General features: G+C 73.7%; 14 protein-coding genes. 5 read left to right on the forward strand and 9 right to left on the reverse strand.

The window, feature by feature from the left end; genetic code table 11:
- The first annotated feature begins 77 nt into the window (after positions 1-77).
- Entirely contained in the window at positions 78-2,525 is a 2,448-nt protein-coding gene (locus tag ACZ7IF_RS23275) for a DEAD/DEAH box helicase (protein WP_470974328.1), read from the forward strand.
- On the opposite strand, the gene ACZ7IF_RS23280 is transcribed toward ACZ7IF_RS23275, so the two are convergent.
- The 7 genes from ACZ7IF_RS23280 to ssd all read right to left on the reverse strand — a co-directional run bounded on the left by ACZ7IF_RS23280 (position 2,497) and on the right by ssd (position 7,580).
- The gene (locus ACZ7IF_RS23280) at positions 2,497-3,021 is read right to left on the reverse strand and encodes an Rv3654c family TadE-like protein (RefSeq protein ID WP_470974330.1); all 525 of its coding nucleotides are present in this window, start codon (positions 3,019-3,021) and stop codon (positions 2,497-2,499) included. The genes ACZ7IF_RS23275 and ACZ7IF_RS23280 overlap by 29 nt on opposite strands.
- Entirely contained in the window at positions 3,018-3,395 is a 378-nt protein-coding gene (locus tag ACZ7IF_RS23285) for a TadE family type IV pilus minor pilin (RefSeq protein ID WP_470974333.1), read from the reverse strand. Before ACZ7IF_RS23285 ends, ACZ7IF_RS23280 begins: the two co-directional genes overlap by 4 nt.
- Positions 3,382-3,579 (reverse strand): DUF4244 domain-containing protein, encoded by a 198-nt coding sequence (locus ACZ7IF_RS23290; protein ID WP_470974336.1) that lies wholly within the window; start codon positions 3,577-3,579, stop codon positions 3,382-3,384. The genes ACZ7IF_RS23285 and ACZ7IF_RS23290 overlap by 14 nt, the downstream gene beginning before the upstream one ends.
- Before the next feature lie 71 nt (positions 3,580-3,650).
- A complete protein-coding gene (locus tag ACZ7IF_RS23295) occupies positions 3,651-4,427 on the reverse strand; it encodes a type II secretion system F family protein (RefSeq protein WP_470974339.1) in 777 nt (258 codons plus the stop codon).
- Positions 4,427-5,311, reverse strand: a complete 885-nt coding sequence (locus ACZ7IF_RS23300; protein WP_470974342.1) for a type II secretion system F family protein — start codon at positions 5,309-5,311, stop codon at positions 4,427-4,429. Before ACZ7IF_RS23300 ends, ACZ7IF_RS23295 begins: the two co-directional genes overlap by 1 nt.
- Entirely contained in the window at positions 5,308-6,456 is a 1,149-nt protein-coding gene (locus tag ACZ7IF_RS23305; protein WP_470974345.1) for a TadA family conjugal transfer-associated ATPase, read from the reverse strand. Before ACZ7IF_RS23305 ends, ACZ7IF_RS23300 begins: the two co-directional genes overlap by 4 nt.
- Complete coding sequence (gene ssd, locus ACZ7IF_RS23310) at positions 6,453-7,580, reverse strand: septum site-determining protein Ssd (RefSeq protein WP_470974381.1); 1,128 nt, start codon at positions 7,578-7,580, stop codon at positions 6,453-6,455. Before ssd ends, ACZ7IF_RS23305 begins: the two co-directional genes overlap by 4 nt.
- Positions 7,581-8,069: 489 nt before the next feature.
- On the opposite strand from ssd, the gene ACZ7IF_RS23315 reads away from it, so the two are divergent.
- Positions 8,070-8,939, forward strand: a complete 870-nt coding sequence (locus ACZ7IF_RS23315) for an HAD family hydrolase (protein ID WP_470974348.1) — start codon at positions 8,070-8,072, stop codon at positions 8,937-8,939.
- Positions 8,940-9,454: 515 nt separating this feature from the next.
- On the opposite strand, the gene ACZ7IF_RS23320 is transcribed toward ACZ7IF_RS23315, so the two are convergent.
- A complete protein-coding gene (locus ACZ7IF_RS23320; RefSeq protein WP_470974351.1) occupies positions 9,455-10,318 on the reverse strand; it encodes a Fic family protein in 864 nt (287 codons plus the stop codon).
- 109 nt (positions 10,319-10,427) lie between these two features.
- On the opposite strand from ACZ7IF_RS23320, the gene ACZ7IF_RS23325 reads away from it, so the two are divergent.
- Complete coding sequence (locus ACZ7IF_RS23325; RefSeq protein ID WP_470974354.1) at positions 10,428-11,441, forward strand: ATP-binding protein; 1,014 nt, start codon at positions 10,428-10,430, stop codon at positions 11,439-11,441.
- Here the strand turns inward: ACZ7IF_RS23325 and ACZ7IF_RS23330 are convergent.
- The gene (locus ACZ7IF_RS23330) at positions 11,398-12,711 is read right to left on the reverse strand and encodes a polysaccharide deacetylase family protein (protein ID WP_470974357.1); all 1,314 of its coding nucleotides are present in this window, start codon (positions 12,709-12,711) and stop codon (positions 11,398-11,400) included. The genes ACZ7IF_RS23325 and ACZ7IF_RS23330 overlap by 44 nt on opposite strands.
- A 235-nt stretch (positions 12,712-12,946) precedes the next feature.
- Between ACZ7IF_RS23330 and ACZ7IF_RS23335 the strand changes: the two genes are divergently transcribed.
- Complete coding sequence (locus ACZ7IF_RS23335; protein WP_470974360.1) at positions 12,947-15,523, forward strand: SulP family inorganic anion transporter; 2,577 nt, start codon at positions 12,947-12,949, stop codon at positions 15,521-15,523.
- A 253-nt stretch (positions 15,524-15,776) separates the two neighbouring features.
- Complete coding sequence (gene acs / locus ACZ7IF_RS23340; RefSeq protein ID WP_470974363.1) at positions 15,777-17,732, forward strand: acetate--CoA ligase; 1,956 nt, start codon at positions 15,777-15,779, stop codon at positions 17,730-17,732.
- Positions 17,733-17,872: the final 140 nt, after the last annotated feature.

Raw genomic sequence — 17,872 nt, forward strand, 5'->3', positions numbered from 1 at the left:
CTCCAGCACCTTGCTATCGAGCGGCGCCCCCCAGGGGCCTCCCCACCCGAAGGTAGGGGAGGGGATCGGCTGCCGCGATGGCATTCAATCACTTACCGGCAGGCGCGCACGACGCCTTGGGACCATTGTCCCGCACGCCAGTGACACACTCGGTTCCAATGGCCAACACTCACCGCCCCGGTCCGCCCACGGCACCCGCCGATCCACGACCCGCTCCCGGCACGGTCCTGGACCGCCTGTCACGGGGGCCTTCCCGGGCTGCGCGCATCACCCATACGGAGCACTTGCCCCCTCGGGAGGGCCGTCATGCGGTCTGGCCCCATCGCATCCGAACGGATGTCGTAGCCGCGATCCGGGACGCGGGGATCGACCATCCGTGGGAACACCAGGCCGCGGTCGCCGAGCACGCCCTGGACGGCGAGTCCGTGGTCGTCGCCACCGGAACCGCCTCCGGGAAGTCCCTGGCCTACCTGGCCCCCGTGCTGTCCGCCCTCGCGGACGGTGCCGAGGCACCGAACGGGCGGGGTGCGACCGCCCTCTACCTGGCTCCGACCAAGGCTCTGGCCGCCGACCAGCGGCGGGCCGTCCGGGAGCTGGCCGCACCCCTGAAGAACGCGGTGCGCCCGGCCGTGTACGACGGGGACACACCCGTCGAGGAACGCGAGTGGGTGCGCCAGTACGCCAACTACGTGCTGACCAACCCCGACATGCTGCACCGGGGGATCCTGCCCTCCCATCCCCGCTGGGCCTCCTTCCTGAAGGCCCTGCGCTACGTCGTCATCGACGAGTGCCACAGCTACCGCGGGGTGTTCGGCTCCCACGTCGCCCAGGTCCTGCGGCGGCTGCGCCGGCTGTGCGCCCGCTACGGCTCCGAACCGGTCTTCCTGCTGGCCTCCGCCACCGCCAGCGACCCCGCGGCCGCCGCGTCCCGGCTGACGGGCGTGCCGGTCACCGAGATCACCGACGACGCCTCCCCGCGCGGCGAGGTCGTCTTCGCCCTCTGGGAGCCGCCGCTGACCGAGCTCAGGGGCGAGAAGGGCGCCCCGGTGCGCCGGACCGCCACCGCCGAGACCGCCGACCTGCTGACCGACCTGGTCGTACAGGGCGTGCGGACCGTTGCCTTCGTCCGCTCCAGGCGCGGAGCCGAGCTGATCTCCGTGATCGCCAAGGAGCGGCTCGCGGCGGTGGACCGGTCCCTGCCCGGGCGTGTCGCCGCCTACCGGGGCGGCTACCTGCCCGAGGAGCGGCGGGCCCTGGAGCGGGCCCTGCACTCCGGGGAGCTGCTGGGACTGGCCGCGACCACCGCCCTGGAGCTGGGCGTGGACGTGTCCGGCCTGGACGCCGTGCTGATCACCGGCTACCCGGGCACCCGGGCCTCGCTGTGGCAGCAGGCCGGGCGCGCCGGACGCTCGGGGCAGGGCGCCCTGGCCATCCTGGTCGCCCGGGACGACCCGCTGGACACCTACCTGGTCCACCACCCCGAAGCCCTGTTCCGCCAGCCGGTGGAAGCCACCGTGCTGGACCCCGACAACCCGTACGTCCTGGCCCCGCACCTGTGCGCGGCCGCCGCCGAGCTGCCCCTGACCGAAGCCGACCTGGACCTCTTCGGCCCCGCCGCGCGCGGCCTCATGCCCCAGCTGGAGGCGGCGAAACTGCTGCGGCGCCGGGCCACGGCCTGGCACTGGACCCGCCGGGAGCGTGCCTCGGACCTCACCGACATCCGCGGCGGCGGGGGCCGCCCGGTGCAGATCGTGGAGGCGTCCACCGGCCGGCTGCTGGGCACCGTCGACGAATCCGCCGCGCACACCGCCGTCCACGACGGCGCCGTCCACCTCCACCAGGGCCGCACCTACCTGGTGAAACACCTGGACCTGGAGGATTCCGCCGCCCTGGTCGAGGAGGCGAACCCGCCCTTCTCCACCACGGCGCGCGACACCACCTCCATCTCCATCCTGGAGACCGAGACCGAGATCCCCTGGGGCGCGGCCCGGCTCTGCTTCGGCTCCGTCGAGGTCACCAACCAGGTCGTCTCCTACCTGCGCCGCAAGCTGGTCACCGGCGAGGTGCTCGGCGAGGCCAAGCTCGACCTGCCGCCGCGCACCCTGCGCACCCGGGCCGTGTGGTGGACGGTGACCGAGGACCAGCTGGACGAGGCCCGGATCGGCCCGGAGATCCTCGGCGGCGCCCTGCACGCCGCCGAGCACGCCTCCATCGGCCTGCTCCCGCTGTTCGCCACCTGCGACCGCTGGGACATCGGCGGGGTCTCCGTCCCGCTGCATCCGGACACCCTGCTGCCCACGGTCTTCGTGTACGACGGCCACCCGGGCGGCGCCGGCTTCGCGGAGCGGGGCTTCCGGACGGCCAGGGCCTGGCTGACCGCCACCCGGGACGCCATTGCCGCCTGCGAGTGCGAGGCCGGCTGCCCCTCCTGCATCCAGTCCCCCAAATGCGGCAACGGCAACGACCCCCTCCACAAGCGCGGCGCCGTACGCCTCCTCACCCGCCTCCTCTCCACGGCTCCCTGACCGCCACTGCGCCCGCCCCAGCCGGCTCCCCGGAGGGTGCGGGCCCCGGCGCGGCGGGCCCGGCAGGGCCGGAGGAGGAGGCGGGAGCGGCCACCGGGGGCCCCGCCCGGGCGGCGGCCCCGGGGGTGAAGGGTCCGGCCCGGACGCCGGCCCGGACCTCGGCCACCTCACCGCCGACCGCGCAGGCGGCCAGCACCGCCCCCTGGGCCCCGGCCACCCGCCGGGCCGCCGCACAGGCCCGTTCGGGGCCGTGCGCCCAGCTCGCGGCCGCCGCCAGCGCCGCCAGATCGGCGGCCGCGCCCGCCCGGTGGCGGGCCACCACCGCCTGCCCGAGCAGCAGCACACCCCCGAACACCGCCACCAGCACCGCCGCCACCACGGTCGCCCACACCGTCGCGACCCCGCGGTCCCGCCCGGCAGGCCTCCCCCGGCCCCAGTCCCGGCCCAGGCCCCGGCCCCAGTGCCGGCCCCGCTCCCGCTCCCGGTGCCGGCTCACGGCGGCGGCCCCACGCTGTCCTCCGCCAGGGCCACCGCACGCGCCCCGAGCCGTACCGGCAGCCCGCCCGGCCCCGGCGCCGGAGCAGCCACCCGGACCCGCCACAGGTCGCCGGACCGCTCCACCTCCACCTCCGCCCCCGCCGGAGCGGCCTCCCGGGCCGCGGCCACCGCCGCCGCCACGGGCTCGGACCGGGCCGCCGCCCGGGCACCCGCCCGGGCGGCGTCCACACACCGGATCTGCGCGGCCGCCGCCATCAGCGCCCACACCAGCAGTGCCGCGAACAGCACCAGAGCCGGAATGACCACAGCGGCCTCGGCCGTCACATATCCGCGATCACCGATTCCCGTCCGGTTTCGCTCAGAAGGGCGCATCGAGCGCCTTCCCGATGGTCGACTGGAGTGCCGCCGACACCACGTCGCTCGTCACCACCTTGTAGAGGACCGCCGCGAACGCACACGCCGCGATCGTGCCCATGGCGTATTCCGAAGTCGACATTCCCGCATCACCCCCACGCCCCTTCAGTACCGCCCGCAACCGAATCCGGATGATCCTCATGACAACCTCCTGTGGGATTACGTTCTTGATCTGATTTCAGCTTTTGAATCCGACGGTCCGGCCGGTGCGCGTCACCGCTGCGACAGCAGTCCCGAGGCCATTCCGATCACCACCGGCGCCACCCCGACCGCGAGGAACGCGGGGAGGAAGCACAGCCCCACCGGAGCGGTGACGAGCACCGCCGCCCGCTGCGCCCGGGCACCCGCCCGCCGGGAGCGGTCCGCCCTCAGGGCCGCCGCCAGGCGGGAGACCGGCTCCGCGGCCGGCGCCCCGGTCCGCGCGGCGCGCTCCAGGCACTCCGCCAGCCCCCGCGCCCCGGGTATCTCCGCCAACCTCCCCCACGCGGCCCCCGGTTCGCCGCCGAGGCGCAGCTCCGCACCCGCGAGCGCCAGCCGCTCGCCCACCGGGCCGCCCAGCGACTCCCCGACCACCTCGGACGCCTCCACCGGCCCCGCCCCCGCCGCGAGACAGGCCGCCAGCAGGTCCGCCGCGAACGGCAACTGCCCCTCCGCCTCCCGCGGATCCGGCCCGCCGGACGGCCGGGCCCGCGCGAGCAGCCGCCGCACCGCGAACGCCGCCCCGCACCCGGCGAGGACCCCCGGCACCCCGCCGACCAGTACCCAGCCCGCCAGCAGCGCCCCGGCGGGCCCCGCCCAGGACAGCACCGGGGCGCGGACCCCCGGACCCCACAGCGGCCCCCGCCGCACCGGCCCGGCCCGGAAGAGCACCGCGGTCCTGCGCCGGACCACCCGCCGCCCCAGCCGCGCCACCACCGCCGAGGCCGGCCACCACACCAGTGCCGCCACGCACAACGCCGTCCCCAGCCTGTGGACCGCGGAGCCGTCCATCACCGCTCCGCCGTCCGCACGATCCGCCGGCACCACAGCAGCCCCAGTGCCTCCAGCAGCGCGCCGGCCAGCAGGCAGCCCCATCCGACCGGAGAGTGCAGGAGCACCCGCAGCGGATCCGCTCCCAGCGCGGTGCCCATCAGCAGGCCCACCAGCGGCAGCAGCGCGAGCACCACCGTCGTGGACCTGGCCCCCGCGAGCTGGGCCCGCAGCGACTCCTCCCGGTCCCGCTCGGCCCTCAACGCCCCTTCGAGCCGGTCGAGTCCGGCCGCCAGGCCCGCTCCCCCGTCCACCGAGACCCGCCAGCAGGCCGCCATCCCGGCCAGTCCCCGCGCACCGGGCTCCCGGGCCGCCTGGTGCAGGGCCCCGGCCACGTCCCCGCCGAACGCGGCGGCCGCCAGCACCCCCGCCTCCGCCGCCCCCGGACCTCCGGGACCGGCCGCCGTACGCCGTAGCGCCACGGTCAGCGCCCTCCCCGGCTGGGCACCGGCCCGCAGCTCCCCCACGACGGCACCGCACAGCTCCACGACCCCCGCCGCACGGGCGGTGCGCGCCCGCTCCCGCGCCCCGGCCCGCAGCCAGCGCCGCAGCAGCGGCACCGAGGCCGCGCCGAGCAGCAGCGGGATCGGCGACCCGCCCACCACGGCGACCAGCAGCCCGGCCGCCAGACCGGCCCACTCCCGCCACCGCGCGGCCCGTACCCGAAGCGCGGCCGCCAGCCGCTGCCCGGGCGCCGGCCCGCCCGGAACCAGCGGCCCGCCCCCGGCCAGGACCAGCCGGGCCCGCCGGGGCAGCCGCTCACCCCCGGCCAGCCCCCAGGCCGCCGCCCCGGCGCAGAGCACCCCGGCGAACACCGGCACCGACCCGAGCGCCCCGGCGTTCACCGCGCACCCCCCAGCAGCGGGGCGAGCCGCGTCCAGCCGGCCTCCCGCACGAAGCCGCGCGGCCCCCAGCGCAGCGCGGGCACGGTCACCACCAGCCCGGCCGGGTCCCGCTCCAGCACGTGCACCTCGGCCACCCGCCGCCGCCCGGACCGGTCCCGGACCAGGTGGACCACCAGGGTCAGCGCGGCCGCCAGCTGGCTGTGCAGGGCGGCCCGGTCGAGCCCCGCTGCCGTCCCGAGCGCCTCCAGCCGGGCGGGCACGTGCCCCGCGGCATTGGCGTGCACCGTGCCGCAGCCCCCTTCGTGCCCGGTGTTCAGGGCGGCGAGCAGGTCGGCCACCTCCGCACCCCGCACCTCGCCGACCACCAGCCGGTCGGGCCGCATCCGCAGGGCCTGGCGGACCAGGTCGGCGAGGGTGACCAGCCCGGCCCCCTCCTGGTTCGCGGGCCGGGTCTCCAGCCGCACCACATGGGGGTGGTCGGGGCGCAGCTCGGCGGAGTCCTCGGCGAGCACAATCCGCTCACCCGGCCCGACCAGCCCCAGCAGGGCGCTGAGCAGGGTGGTCTTCCCCGTCCCGGTCCCGCCGGAGACGAGGAACGACAGCCGGGCCTCGACCATCGCCCGCAGCAGCCGCTGCCCGCCCGGCGGGAGTGTCCCGGCGGCGACCAGCTCGTCCAGCGTGAACGCCTTCGGCCGCACCACGCGCAGCGACAGGCACGCCGATCCGACCGCCACGGGAGGCAGCACCGCGTGCAGCCGGGTGCCGTCCGGCAGCCGGGCGTCCACCCAGGGCCGGGCGTCGTCCAGCCGCCGCCCCGCCACGGCGGCCAGCCGCTGGGCCAGCCTGCGCACGGCTTCGGCGTCGGCGAAGGTCACCGGGGTCAGCTCCAGCCCGCCGCCCCGGTCCACCCACACCCGCTCCGGGGCGGCCACCAGCACGTCGGTGACGGCGGGGTCGGCGAGCAACGGCTCCAGCGGCCCCGCGCCCACCAGCTCTGACCGCAACTCGGCCGCCACGCCCAGCACTTCCGCGTCCCCGAGGAGCCGCCCCTGTGCCCGCAGGGCCGCCGCGACCCGGGCGGGCGTGGGCTCGGCCCCGCTCTCGGCGAGGTGCTGGCGCACCGCGTCCAGCAGCACCGCGCTCATGCCGGCACCCCCTGGGCGGAGCCGAGCGCCCGCCGCCAGAAGCCGTCGCAGAAGCGGGCCAGCGTGCCCCGCGCACCCGGCGGTTCCCCCTCGGCCACCCTCCCCGGGAGCCCCACCTCGACCGGCACCTCCCCGGCCAGCGGCGCCCCCAGCAGCCCCGCCACGGCTTCGGCGTCGAGCCCGTCGGGACAGCGGCCCCGCACGACGACCCGGACGTCCCGGGCCACCATGCGCACCCCGGCGGCGACCCGCCCCGCCGCGGCCACCGACCGCAGCTCGCCCGGCACCACCAGCAGCACGAGGTCCAGCTGGGCCAGCACCTCCGCCACGGCCTCGTCCACCCGCCGGGGCAGGTCGACCACCACGACCCCGCCCCGCCTGCGGGCGGCTGCCACGACCGACCGCATCGCGGCGGGCGGCACCACCACCCGCTCCCCGCGGTCCCAGCTCAGCACCCGCAGCGCGTGCAGCTCGGGCAGGGATTCCTCCAGCGCCCCGGCCCCGACGCGGCCGCGCGAGGCGGCGAAGTCGGGCCACCGCAGCCCCTCGGCGCTCTCGCCGCCGAGCAGTACGTCCATGCCTCCGCCGAGCGGGTCGGCGTCGATGAGGATGGTGCGCTCACCGCCCTTGGCCGCCCGGAGGGCGAGCGCGCAGGCCAGGGTGGACGCCCCGGCGCCGCCGCTGCCGCCGATCACCCCGACGGCCAGCGCGGGCCGCCCCGCGCCTTCCACCACATCGGCGATGCGGTCGACGAGCATGCTCTCGGCGTCGGGCAGGCGCAGGACCTCCTGGGCGCCGATCTCCACCGCCCGCTGCCAGACGAAGGGGTCGTCGACGTCCCGCCCGACGAGGAACACCCCGTCCCGGCGCGGCGCCCCGCGCACCCGGCGGGCGGCGTCGTCCCCGACCAGCACCAGGGGTGCGGAATCCCATCCCGCACCCCCCGTCCCGGCTCCGCTCTGCTCGGGCACCGCGTGGTGCACGTGCGGCTCGGCGCCCGCGGCGGCGCACAGCCGCAGCAGGTCGTCGAGGAGCAGCGGGTCCTCTGTGATGATCAGCGGCCGTCCGCCACCGGGCACGGCGCCCCCGGCACGGCCTCGGGGCCCTCCTCCACCGGCCACCACGGGTGCCTGCGCTTCACACGACTTCGATCCAGCCACGATCTCCGCCCCCTTCTCACTGCAAATCCACGAGCCGCGGACTTCGCGGCTGGAATCACGGTGGAGGGATCCGGAAAAAGAAGTGGATCTTGCTCGAAAACTGTGGACAAGAAGGCGCCTGTGAATAACTTCGCCACACCATCAGGTGAGTTCCACAGCGCTGCGGAACAACTACGCAGCGTCACGAGTCTGGAGGGGTGGAGGCCTGCACACGACGGGCCCGTCGAGGAAGGAGGGCCGAGATGATGGCCGCCGAAGACCGGGTGAAGGGGGCGCGAACCGCGTCCGGACATGCGACGACCCCCGCCGGGGGGGAGAGCGGGGGTCGTCCCCACGGTCCGACTCGGGGGGGGAGGAGCCAGACCGGGTTAGCACGGTCGCGAACGATCCGTGACTTCCATGGTGTACCCGAGAGCCTTCTCAGGCAAACCCACGCGCCACACCTTACGCCGAATGGTGGGCGCATATGCTCGGGTCGTGGAAAATCAGCCCTTGCCGCACTCGCTGCCTCGGACCGCCGCCTTCTTCGACCTGGACAAGACGGTCATTGCGAAGTCGAGCGCTCTGACGTTCAGCAAGTCCTTCTACCGGGGCGGCCTGATCAACCGCCGCGCCGTGCTGCGGACCGCCTACACCCAGTTCATCTTCCTGGCCGGCGGCGCCGACCACGACCAGATGGAGCGGATGCGGGAGTACCTGTCCGCCCTCTGCAAGGGGTGGAACGTCCAGCAGGTCCGGGAGATCGTCGCCGAAGCCCTGCACGACCTGATCGACCCGATCATCTACGACGAGGCCGCTTCCCTCATCGAGGCCCACCACACGGCCGGCCGTGACGTGGTGATCGTGTCGAGCTCCGGCGCCGAAGTCGTCGAGCCGATCGGCGAGATGCTCGGCGCGGACCGGATCGTCGCCACCCGCATGGTGGTCGGCGAGGACGGCTGCTTCACCGGGGAGATCGAGTACTACGCCTACGGCCCCACGAAGGCGGAGGCCGTGCGCGAGCTCGCCGAATCCGAGGGGTACGACCTCGCGCGGTGCTACGCGTACAGCGACTCGATCACCGACGTACCGATGCTGGAGGCCGTCGGGCACCCGCACGCCGTCAACCCCGACCGCGCGCTACGGCGCGAGGCCGTCGCGCGCGAGTGGCCGGTCCTGGTGTTCAACCGGCCGGTGCGGCTGAAGCAGCGCCTGCCCGGACTGTCGATGCCGGCGCGGCCCGCCCTCGTCGCGGCGGCGGCGGTCGGCGCGGCGGCGGCCACCGCCGGGCTCGTCTGGTACGCGAGCCGCCGGCGCGCGGGCGCCTCCGCCGCCTCGGCCTGACCGCTCCGGGGCGGGCACCCGCCCGCCCCGCCCGGCCCCCCGGCGGGCAGCGCCCGGCCGCCCGTCGACACCCCGTCGACACGTCCCGACCTGGGACGATATGAGGTGTCCGATTCACCCCGGCTCGCCCCGGAAAGTAAAGAACTCCGGCCAGGGGTTTCGCTCGGCACCGAAGCGGAGTACAAAGGAGTCACGGCCCGCGAGACCAAAGAACATCCGAGAGGATCATCTTTAAAACGCAGTAAGGCCCACGGACCGAAGCAGGAACGCCGAGCACCCACGCGACGTCGACCCGTCGATTACGGGCCAGCCGCACCAGGCCACGGGCAAAGTTCCCGGCCTGATGGGCAACCATCGAGGACGCTTGGTAACTGGGCGTGAATGCCAGCGGCGACACCAGAGCAGTACGGTGTCGCCGCAACCCTGTGCCCAGCCGGAAACCCGCCCGCGCCCCCAACCGAGACCCCCGGAACGACCCCCCGGCGGGACCCCCCGGCCGGGCCGCGGGTGAGGCCTCAGGCCGCGCCGCGCTGGAGCGCCTCGCAGACCGCGGTCGACTCGCGCACGCCGAGCTCGATCGAGCGGCCGCAGTGCCCGATCCACGCCGCCATCCCCTCCGCGGTCCCGGAGAGGTACCCCTCGAAGGCCTTCAGGTAGGTCTGCAGCCCCTGCTCCGCGTGGCCGACCTCCGCCGGGCAGATCGCCTTCGGGTCCAGCCCGCTGTTGATCAGCACGATCCGTTCGGCCGCGCGCGCCACCAGCCCGTTGTACGAGGCGAAGGGCCGCAGGGCCAGCAGCTCCCCGTGCACCACCGCGGCCGTGACCAGCGCCGGAGCGGACCCGCCCGCGATGACCAGCCGGGACAGGCCGTCCAGCCGGCCCGCGACCTCCTCGGCGCTCGGGAGCGGCAGGTCCACCAGGGGCTCGTCCACCGGCTCGCCCGCCAGCCGCGGCCTGCCGACCACGTCGCCGACACCGGTGGCCCCGGCCGGAGCCGCCCCGGCCGGAGCGGTCGTCCCCGTCGCCCCGCAGGCGACGAGGTGCAGGCGCGCCAGCACCCGCATCGGCGACTGGCGCCAGATGCTCAGCAGCTGTCCGGCCTCCGCCGTCAGACGCAGCGCGGCGCCCACCGTGCGCGCCTCGTCCTCCGCCCCGAAGTCGGTCCGGCGGCGCACCTCTTCCAGCGCCCAGTCGGCACCGGACAGCGCCGCGCTGCCCCGGGCGCCGCGCAGGGCGGCCTCCGAGGTGATCTCGCCGCTGCGCCGGCGCATCACCCGGTGCCCGTAGACGCGGTCCACGGCCTTGCGTACGGAATCCACGGACTCCGCGACCCCCGGCAGGGATCCGAGGGCCGCCAGCGGGTCAGAAGCGCTACTCATAAGTAGGGAGCCTACGCACTTCGCGCCCATAGCACCGACCCCTCCTTGGAGTGGTCTTCTTCACTCACCTTGACCACGCCGCGCGACCGACCCGCTACGCTTGGTGAACATGAAGATCGCTTTCGTGGGAAAGGGCGGCAGCGGGAAGACCACGCTGTCCTCCCTCTTCATCCGCCACCTCGCAGCCAATGAAGCACCCGTCGTCGCGGTGGACGCCGACATCAACCAGCACCTCGGGGCCGCCCTCGGGCTCACCGACGACGAGGCCGCCGCGCTGCCCGCCCTGGGCGCGCACCTGCCCCTGATCAAGGAGTACCTGCGCGGCTCCAACCCGCGCATCGCCTCGGCCGACAGCATGATCAAGACCACGCCGCCCGGTGCCGGCTCGCGCCTGCTGCGCATCACCGAGGACAACCCGGTCTACGAAGCCTGTGCGCGCACGCTGCCGCTCGACGACGGGGACTCCGTACGGCTGATGGCGACGGGCCCCTTCACCGAGTCCGATCTGGGCGTGGCCTGCTACCACTCGAAGGTCGGCGCGGTCGAGCTCTGCCTCAACCACCTGGTCGACGGCCCGGACGAGTACGTCGTCGTCGACATGACGGCAGGGTCCGACTCCTTCGCGTCCGGCATGTTCACCCGCTTCGACGTGACGTTCCTGGTCGCCGAGCCGACCCGCAAGGGCGTCTCGGTCTACCGCCAGTACAAGGAGTACGCCCGGGACTTCGGGGTGGTGCTGAAGGTGGTCGGCAACAAGGTGCAGGGTCCGGAGGACATCGAGTTCCTCCAGGACGAGGTGGGCGAGGACCTGCTCGTCACCTTCGGGCACTCCGACTGGGTCCGGGCGATGGAGCGGGGCCGTCCGGCCGCGTTCGAACTGCTGGAGGCGAGCAACCGGCTCGCGCTCCAGGCGCTCCAGGACGCGGCGGAGGACTCCTACGCGGCCCGCGACTGGGGCAGGTACACCGAGCAGATGGTGCACTTCCACCTGCGCAACGCCGAGAGCTGGGGGAACGCCAAGACCGGGGTCGACCTGGCGGACCAGATCGACCCCGCCTTCGTCCTCCACGAGGCCCTGGTCAGCCCTCGTCCTGCTCCGCTGCCCGCTCCTCAGCCGGCTTGACCTTGTCCGCACCCGACGGGGCGGCCGGGGCCGCCGGCGGCCCCGCGGTGAGGAACTTCGTCCAGCCCTCCTTCGGCGCCTCGCCGACGTCGAGGGTGCGCATCCACTCCAGCGTCTTCGGGTTCTGGGCGTCCAGCCAGTCCGCCAGCTCACGGAACGGCACGCACCGCACCTCCGGCTTGGTGCACATGCCCTTGATGGACTCCTCGACGGCCCGCATGTAGGTGCCGCCGTTCCACGACTCGAAGTGGTTGCCGATGATCAGCGGCGCGCGGTTGCCCTGGTAGGCCCGGTCGAAGGCCTGCCGCAGGCCGTCGCGCATCTGGTCGCCCCAGTACTGGTGCTGCGAGGGGTCGCCCTGCGTGGTCGTGCCGGACTGGTTGACCATGTAGTTGTAGTCCATGCTCAGCGTGTCGAAGGCGCGCCCGGGCATGGGCACCAGCTGGAGCGGCAGGTCCCAGAGCCCGTCCGTCTTCTTGGGCCAGATCTGCTTGCTGATGCCGCTGGAGTCGTAGCGGAACCCCATGTCCTTGGCCGCCAGCATGAAGTTCTTCTGCCCTTCGAGGCAGGGAGTGCGGGCCCCGATCAGCTCCTTGTCGTAGTCGAAGGGGAGCGGGGCCATGTCCTTCAGGCCCGCGTTCGTCTTCCAGTTCTTGACGAACGACTTGGCCTGGCTGATCTCGCTCTTCCACTCCGCCACCGACCAGGTGCCGACGCCTCCGTCCGGGCCGCAGAAGTGGCCGTTGAAGTGGGTGCCGATCTCGTTGCCCTCCAGCCAGGCCGCGCGGACCTGGGTGGCGGTGTCCTTGATGCCCTGGAGGTCGCCGAAGCCGATGTCGGACAGGCCCGAGGAGTGCTGCGGCGCGGTGTAGAGGGAACGCTTCTCCTCCGGCAGCAGGTACACGCCGCTGAGGAAGTACGTCATCCGGGCGTTGTACTGCTTGCCCACCTCGCGGAAGTGCGAGAAGAGCTTCTGGCTGTCCTCGCCCGCGCCGTCCCACGAGAACACCACGAACTGCGGGGGCTTCTCACCGGGTTTCAGCTTCTGCGGCGCCTGCACGTTCGGCTGCGAGCCGGTGTAGGCGGTCGAGCCGTCGCCGATGAGGCGGTTGAGGCTGCCGGGAGCGTCCGGGGCGGCGGGCCCCTTCCTCGCACCCTGGCCGCCGGGAGCCCCGGGCTTGGCCGGCCCGGAACCGCTGCACCCGGCGGCGCACAGGACCAGGGCCGTGGCGACCAGGCCGCCGGCGATCTTCTTCGTGGCGGCGATCATCCGCACACCTCTCCCTCGCAGTTCCATCGCGGGACTTTTCGCGACGCAACGTCCCATGCGGTCCACTTTTAGGAAGGTGTGACAAGCCAGACAAGATGCCTATTCACCCTTGAGTGCTAATTTCTAGTCCATTTGCCCGCATTGCCCACCACGGTTCTTTACTCTCCATTACCATTCATTTACCGAGTGTTGAGACTCCCGCCGCTTCATCCCTCCTCAGAGGAGACGGGAACCCATGACAGCCACAGTCCCAGCCACAACCCCGACCCCAGCCCCGACCAGCCCTCAGAAGCGAAGTCCGCTCAAGGACCTCCCCGCGGACCTGTCCGCGTCCGCCGCCGTCTTCCTCATCGCCCTGCCGCTCTCCCTCGGCATCGCGCTCGCCACCGGCGCCCCGCTCCAGGCGGGGCTGGTGGCCGCGGCCGTGGGCGGGATCGTGGCCGGCCGGTTCGGCGGAGCCCCCCTCCAGGTCAGCGGTCCGGCCGCCGGACTCACCGTGGTGACCGCCGAGTTGATCCAGCACTACGGCTGGCGCACCACCTGCGCCATCACCGTGCTCGCCGGCGTCTGCCAGCTCGGGCTCGCACTCCTGCGCACCGCCCGGTCGGCGCTCATGGTGAGCCCGGCGATCGTGCACGGGATGCTCGCCGGCATCGGCGTGACCATCGCCCTGGCCCAGCTGCACATCGTGCTCGGGGGCAGTCCGCAGAGCTCCGCCGTGGCCAATGTCCTCGGGCTGCCGGCCCAGTTGGCCGATCCCCACCCGGCGGCGCTCGGGGTGAGCGCGCTGACGCTGTGCGTACTGCTGGGCTGGAGCAGGCTGCCCGGGCGGGTGGGCCGCGCCCTGCGCAAGGTGCCCGCCGCGCTGGCGGCCGTGGCCACCGCCACCGCCTTCGCGGCGCTGGCCGGGCTCACCCTCCCCCGGGTGGACCTGCCGTCCTGGCGCAGCCACGCGCTGCCCGAGCTGCCCGAGGGGCCGGTGCTCGGCCTGATCGCCGCCGTCCTGACCATCACGCTGGTCGGAAGCGTGGAGTCCCTGCTGTCCTCGGTCGCCACCGACAAGCTGATCGCCTCCGAGCGCGGTACGGACAACCGCCCGCCCCGCGCCGACCTCGACCGCGAACTCCGCGGCCAGGGTGCGGCGAACATCGTCTCCGGGATGCTGGGCGGACTGCCCATCACGGGTGTGGCCGTGCGCAGCGTGGCCAATGTGAAGTCGGGTGCCGTCAGCCGAAAATCAGCCATGTTCCACGGGCTGTGGGTGGTGCTCGCGGCGGGGCTGCTCGTCCCCGTCCTCGACCTCATCCCGCTCGCGGCGCTGGCCGCCCTGGTGATGGCCGTCGGCGTCCAGATGGTCAGCTTCACGCACCTGCGTACGGTCACCCGGCACCGCGAGGTGCTGGTCTACGCGACGACCATCGTCGCCGTGGTGCTGGGCGGGGTGCTGGAGGGCGTGGCCGTCGGGATCGCGGTCGCCGTGGCACTGGCCCTGCGCCGGCTGACCCGGACCCGGATCACGCTGGAAGAGCTGGACGGCGTACACCGGGTCTACGCCCGCGGCCAGTTGACCTTCCTGGCCGTCCCCCGGCTGAGCCGGGTCCTGAGCCAGGTCCCGCACGGAGGGCACGTGGTGGTCGAGCTGGACGGCTCGTTCATGGACCACGCCGCCTACGAGACCCTGCAGGACTGGCAGAACTCGCACCTGGCGCACGGCGGATCGCTGCAACTCACCGGCCGGGGCGGGCGGGCCCTCGCGGGCACCGGTCCGGATGCGGTCGCGGACGCGGTCCCGGAAGCGGACAGGGGCGCGGAGGCGGCCACGGACGCGGACTCCGGCCCGGGTGCGCACGCGCGCACCGGAGAGGACCCCGGCTCGGATCCGCACCCGGCCCCCGGACCCGCCTCGCCCCCCGCCGAGCACGCCCGGAGCGGCTCCAAGTCCGGTGCGGGCGGCGGCCACCACCGGACCGACTCCGGGCGCGGGTCACACCACTGCTGCCGGCCCTGGACGCCCTGGCAGAACCACTGCGACCATCGCGCGGCACCCGCCCCCGCCCTCCCGGCGGGCCCCGGCGGCACGGTCGCGCGTACGATCCCCAGCGCGTCCGGGGCCCCGGTCGCCGAGACGGCATCCCGCAGGGGCGGAGCCGGCCAACTGGCCAGCGGGATCAGCACCTTCCAGCGGGACACCGCCCCGCACGTCCGGGACGAGCTGGCCCGGCTGGCGCGTGAGGGGCAGCGCCCTTCGCAGCTCTTCCTGACCTGCGCGGACTCCCGTCTGGTCACCAGCATGATCACGGCGAGCGGTCCGGGCGACCTCTTCACCGTCCGCAACGTGGGCAACCTCGTCCCGCTGCCCGGTGCCGAATCCACCGACGACTCGGTCGCCGCGGCCATCGAGTACGCCGTGGACGTGCTCAAGGTCGCCAGCATCACGGTGTGCGGGCACTCGGGCTGCGGGGCCATGCAGGCCCTGCTGAACTCCCACCCGGAAGCCCCGATGACCCCGCTGATGCGCTGGCTGCGGCACGGCCTGCCCAGCCTGGAGCGGATGGGCAGCCGGCACCATGCCTGGGCCCGGATCTCCGGGCGGCTCCCGGCGGACGCCGTGGAACAGCTCTGCCTGACCAACGTGGTGCAGCAGCTGGAGCACTTGCGGGCCCACGAATCGGTGGCCCGCCGGCTCGCCGAGGGCACGCTGGAGCTGCACGGGATGTACTTCCACGTGGGCGAGGCGCAGGCCTATCTGCTGTCCGAGGGAGAGGACTTCTTCGACTGTCGGGTTTTCGACAGCGTCGGCCAGAGCGTTTGATCGACGAGCTGCTCGAACCGATAGCCTCCCGTATCCGTGCAAGCTGATGGCCCCTTCCCGCACCCTGCAGCGGGAAGGGGCCGCTCGTACGCCGTGGACTGCTCGTGGACCTGCGCCGCGACCCTCCCGGTCGTGATATAGGTCTAAACCAATTTCCGGCTACCCCTTGTCACCTGGGCATCCGACTGATGAGCTATGCCCGGAGACACAGCTATGCCCGGGGACAACGGAAACTCTGGGAAAGGGAGATGTCGTGAGCACTGAGAGCCTGGCCAACCTGCTCAAGGAGGAGCGGCGGTTCGCACCGCCTGCCGATCTGGCCGCCGCCGCCAACGTGACCGAGGCGGCGTACGCACAGGCCGACGCGGACCGGCTGGGCTTCTGGGCCGAGCAGGCGCGCCGGCTGAGCTGGGACACCGAGCCCACCCAGACGCTCGACTGGAGCAACCCGCCCTTCGCCAAGTGGTTCGCCGACGGCAAGCTGAACGTCGCGTACAACTGCGTGGACCGGCACGTGGAGGCCGGCAACGGCGACCGCGTCGCCATCCACTTCGAGGGTGAGCCCGGCGACAGCCGCTCGATCACCTACGCCCAGCTCAAGGACGAGGTGTCCCAGGCCGCCAACGCCCTCACCGAGCTCGGTGTGCGGGCGGGCGACCGGGTCGCCGTCTACCTGCCGATGATCCCCGAGGCGGTCGTCGCGATGCTCGCGTGCGCCCGTGTCGGCGCCGCGCACTCGGTGGTCTTCGGCGGCTTCTCCGCCGACGCCGTCGCCTCCCGCATCCAGGACGCCGACGCCAAGCTGGTGATCACCGCCGACGGCGGCTACCGCCGCGGCAAGCCCAGCGCGCTCAAGCCCGCCATCGACGAGGCCGTCACCAAGTGCCCGCAGGTCGAGCACGTCCTCGTCGTGCGCCGCACCGGCCAGGACACCGCCTTCACCGAGGGCCGCGACGTCTGGTGGCACGACCTGGTCGGCCGCCAGTCCACGGAGCACACCCCGCAGGCCTTCGACGCCGAGCACCCGCTGTTCATCCTGTACACCTCGGGCACCACGGGTAAGCCGAAGGGCATCCTGCACACCTCGGGCGGCTACCTCACGCAGGCCTCGTACACCCACCACGCCGTCTTCGACCTCAAGCCGGAGACCGACGTCTACTGGTGCACCGCCGACATCGGCTGGGTGACCGGGCACTCGTACATCGTCTACGGCCCGCTCGCCAACGGCGCCACCCAGGTGATGTACGAGGGCACGCCGGACACCCCGCACCAGGGACGGTTCTGGGAGGTCGTGCAGAAGTACGGCGTCACCATCCTCTACACCGCGCCCACGGCGATCCGCACGTTCATGAAGTGGGGCGACGACATCCCCGCGAAGTTCGACCTGTCGAGCCTGCGCGTGCTGGGCTCGGTCGGCGAGCCGATCAACCCCGAGGCCTGGGTCTGGTACCGCAAGCACATCGGCGGCGACCGCTGCCCGATCGTGGACACCTGGTGGCAGACCGAGACCGGCGCCATGATGATCTCCCCGCTGCCGGGCGTCACCTCGACCAAGCCCGGCTCGGCGCAGCGCGCGCTGCCCGGCATCTCGGCCACGGTCGTGGACGACGAGGCCAACGAGGTCCCGAACGGCGGTGGCGGCTACCTGGTCCTCACCGAGCCGTGGCCGTCGATGCTGCGCACCATCTGGGGCGACGACCAGCGGTTCATCGACACCTACTGGTCCCGCTTCGAGGGCAAGTACTTCGCGGGCGACGGCGCCAAGAAGGACGACGACGGCGACATCTGGCTGCTCGGCCGGGTCGACGACGTCATGCTCGTCTCGGGCCACAACATCTCCACGACCGAGGTCGAGTCGGCTCTCGTCTCGCACCCCTCGGTCGCCGAGGCGGCCGTGGTCGGCGCGGCCGACGAGACCACGGGCCAGGCGATCGTGGCCTTCGTGATCCTGCGCGGTACCGCCTCGGAGACCGAGGGCCTGGTCGCCGAGCTGCGCAACCACGTCGGCACCACCCTCGGCCCGATCGCGAAGCCCAAGCGGATCCTGCCGGTGGCGGAGCTGCCGAAGACCCGTTCGGGCAAGATCATGCGCCGTCTGCTGCGCGACGTTGCGGAGAACCGCGCGGTCGGCGACGTCACCACGCTGGCCGACTCCTCGGTGATGGACCTGATCCAGACGAAGCTGCCCAGCTCCTCCGACGAGGACTGACCGGCAGCGGGCCACCCGTGCCCCCGGGGGGGGGGGGGGGGGGGGGGGGGGGGGGGGGGGGGGGGGGGGGGGGGGGGGGGGGGGGGGGTGGGACGGGTGGGGGGGGGGGAAGAAGAAAAAAAACAAAGAAGAGAAGAAAA

The sequence above is a fragment of the Streptomyces sp. NPDC037421 genome, assembly GCF_055602105.1.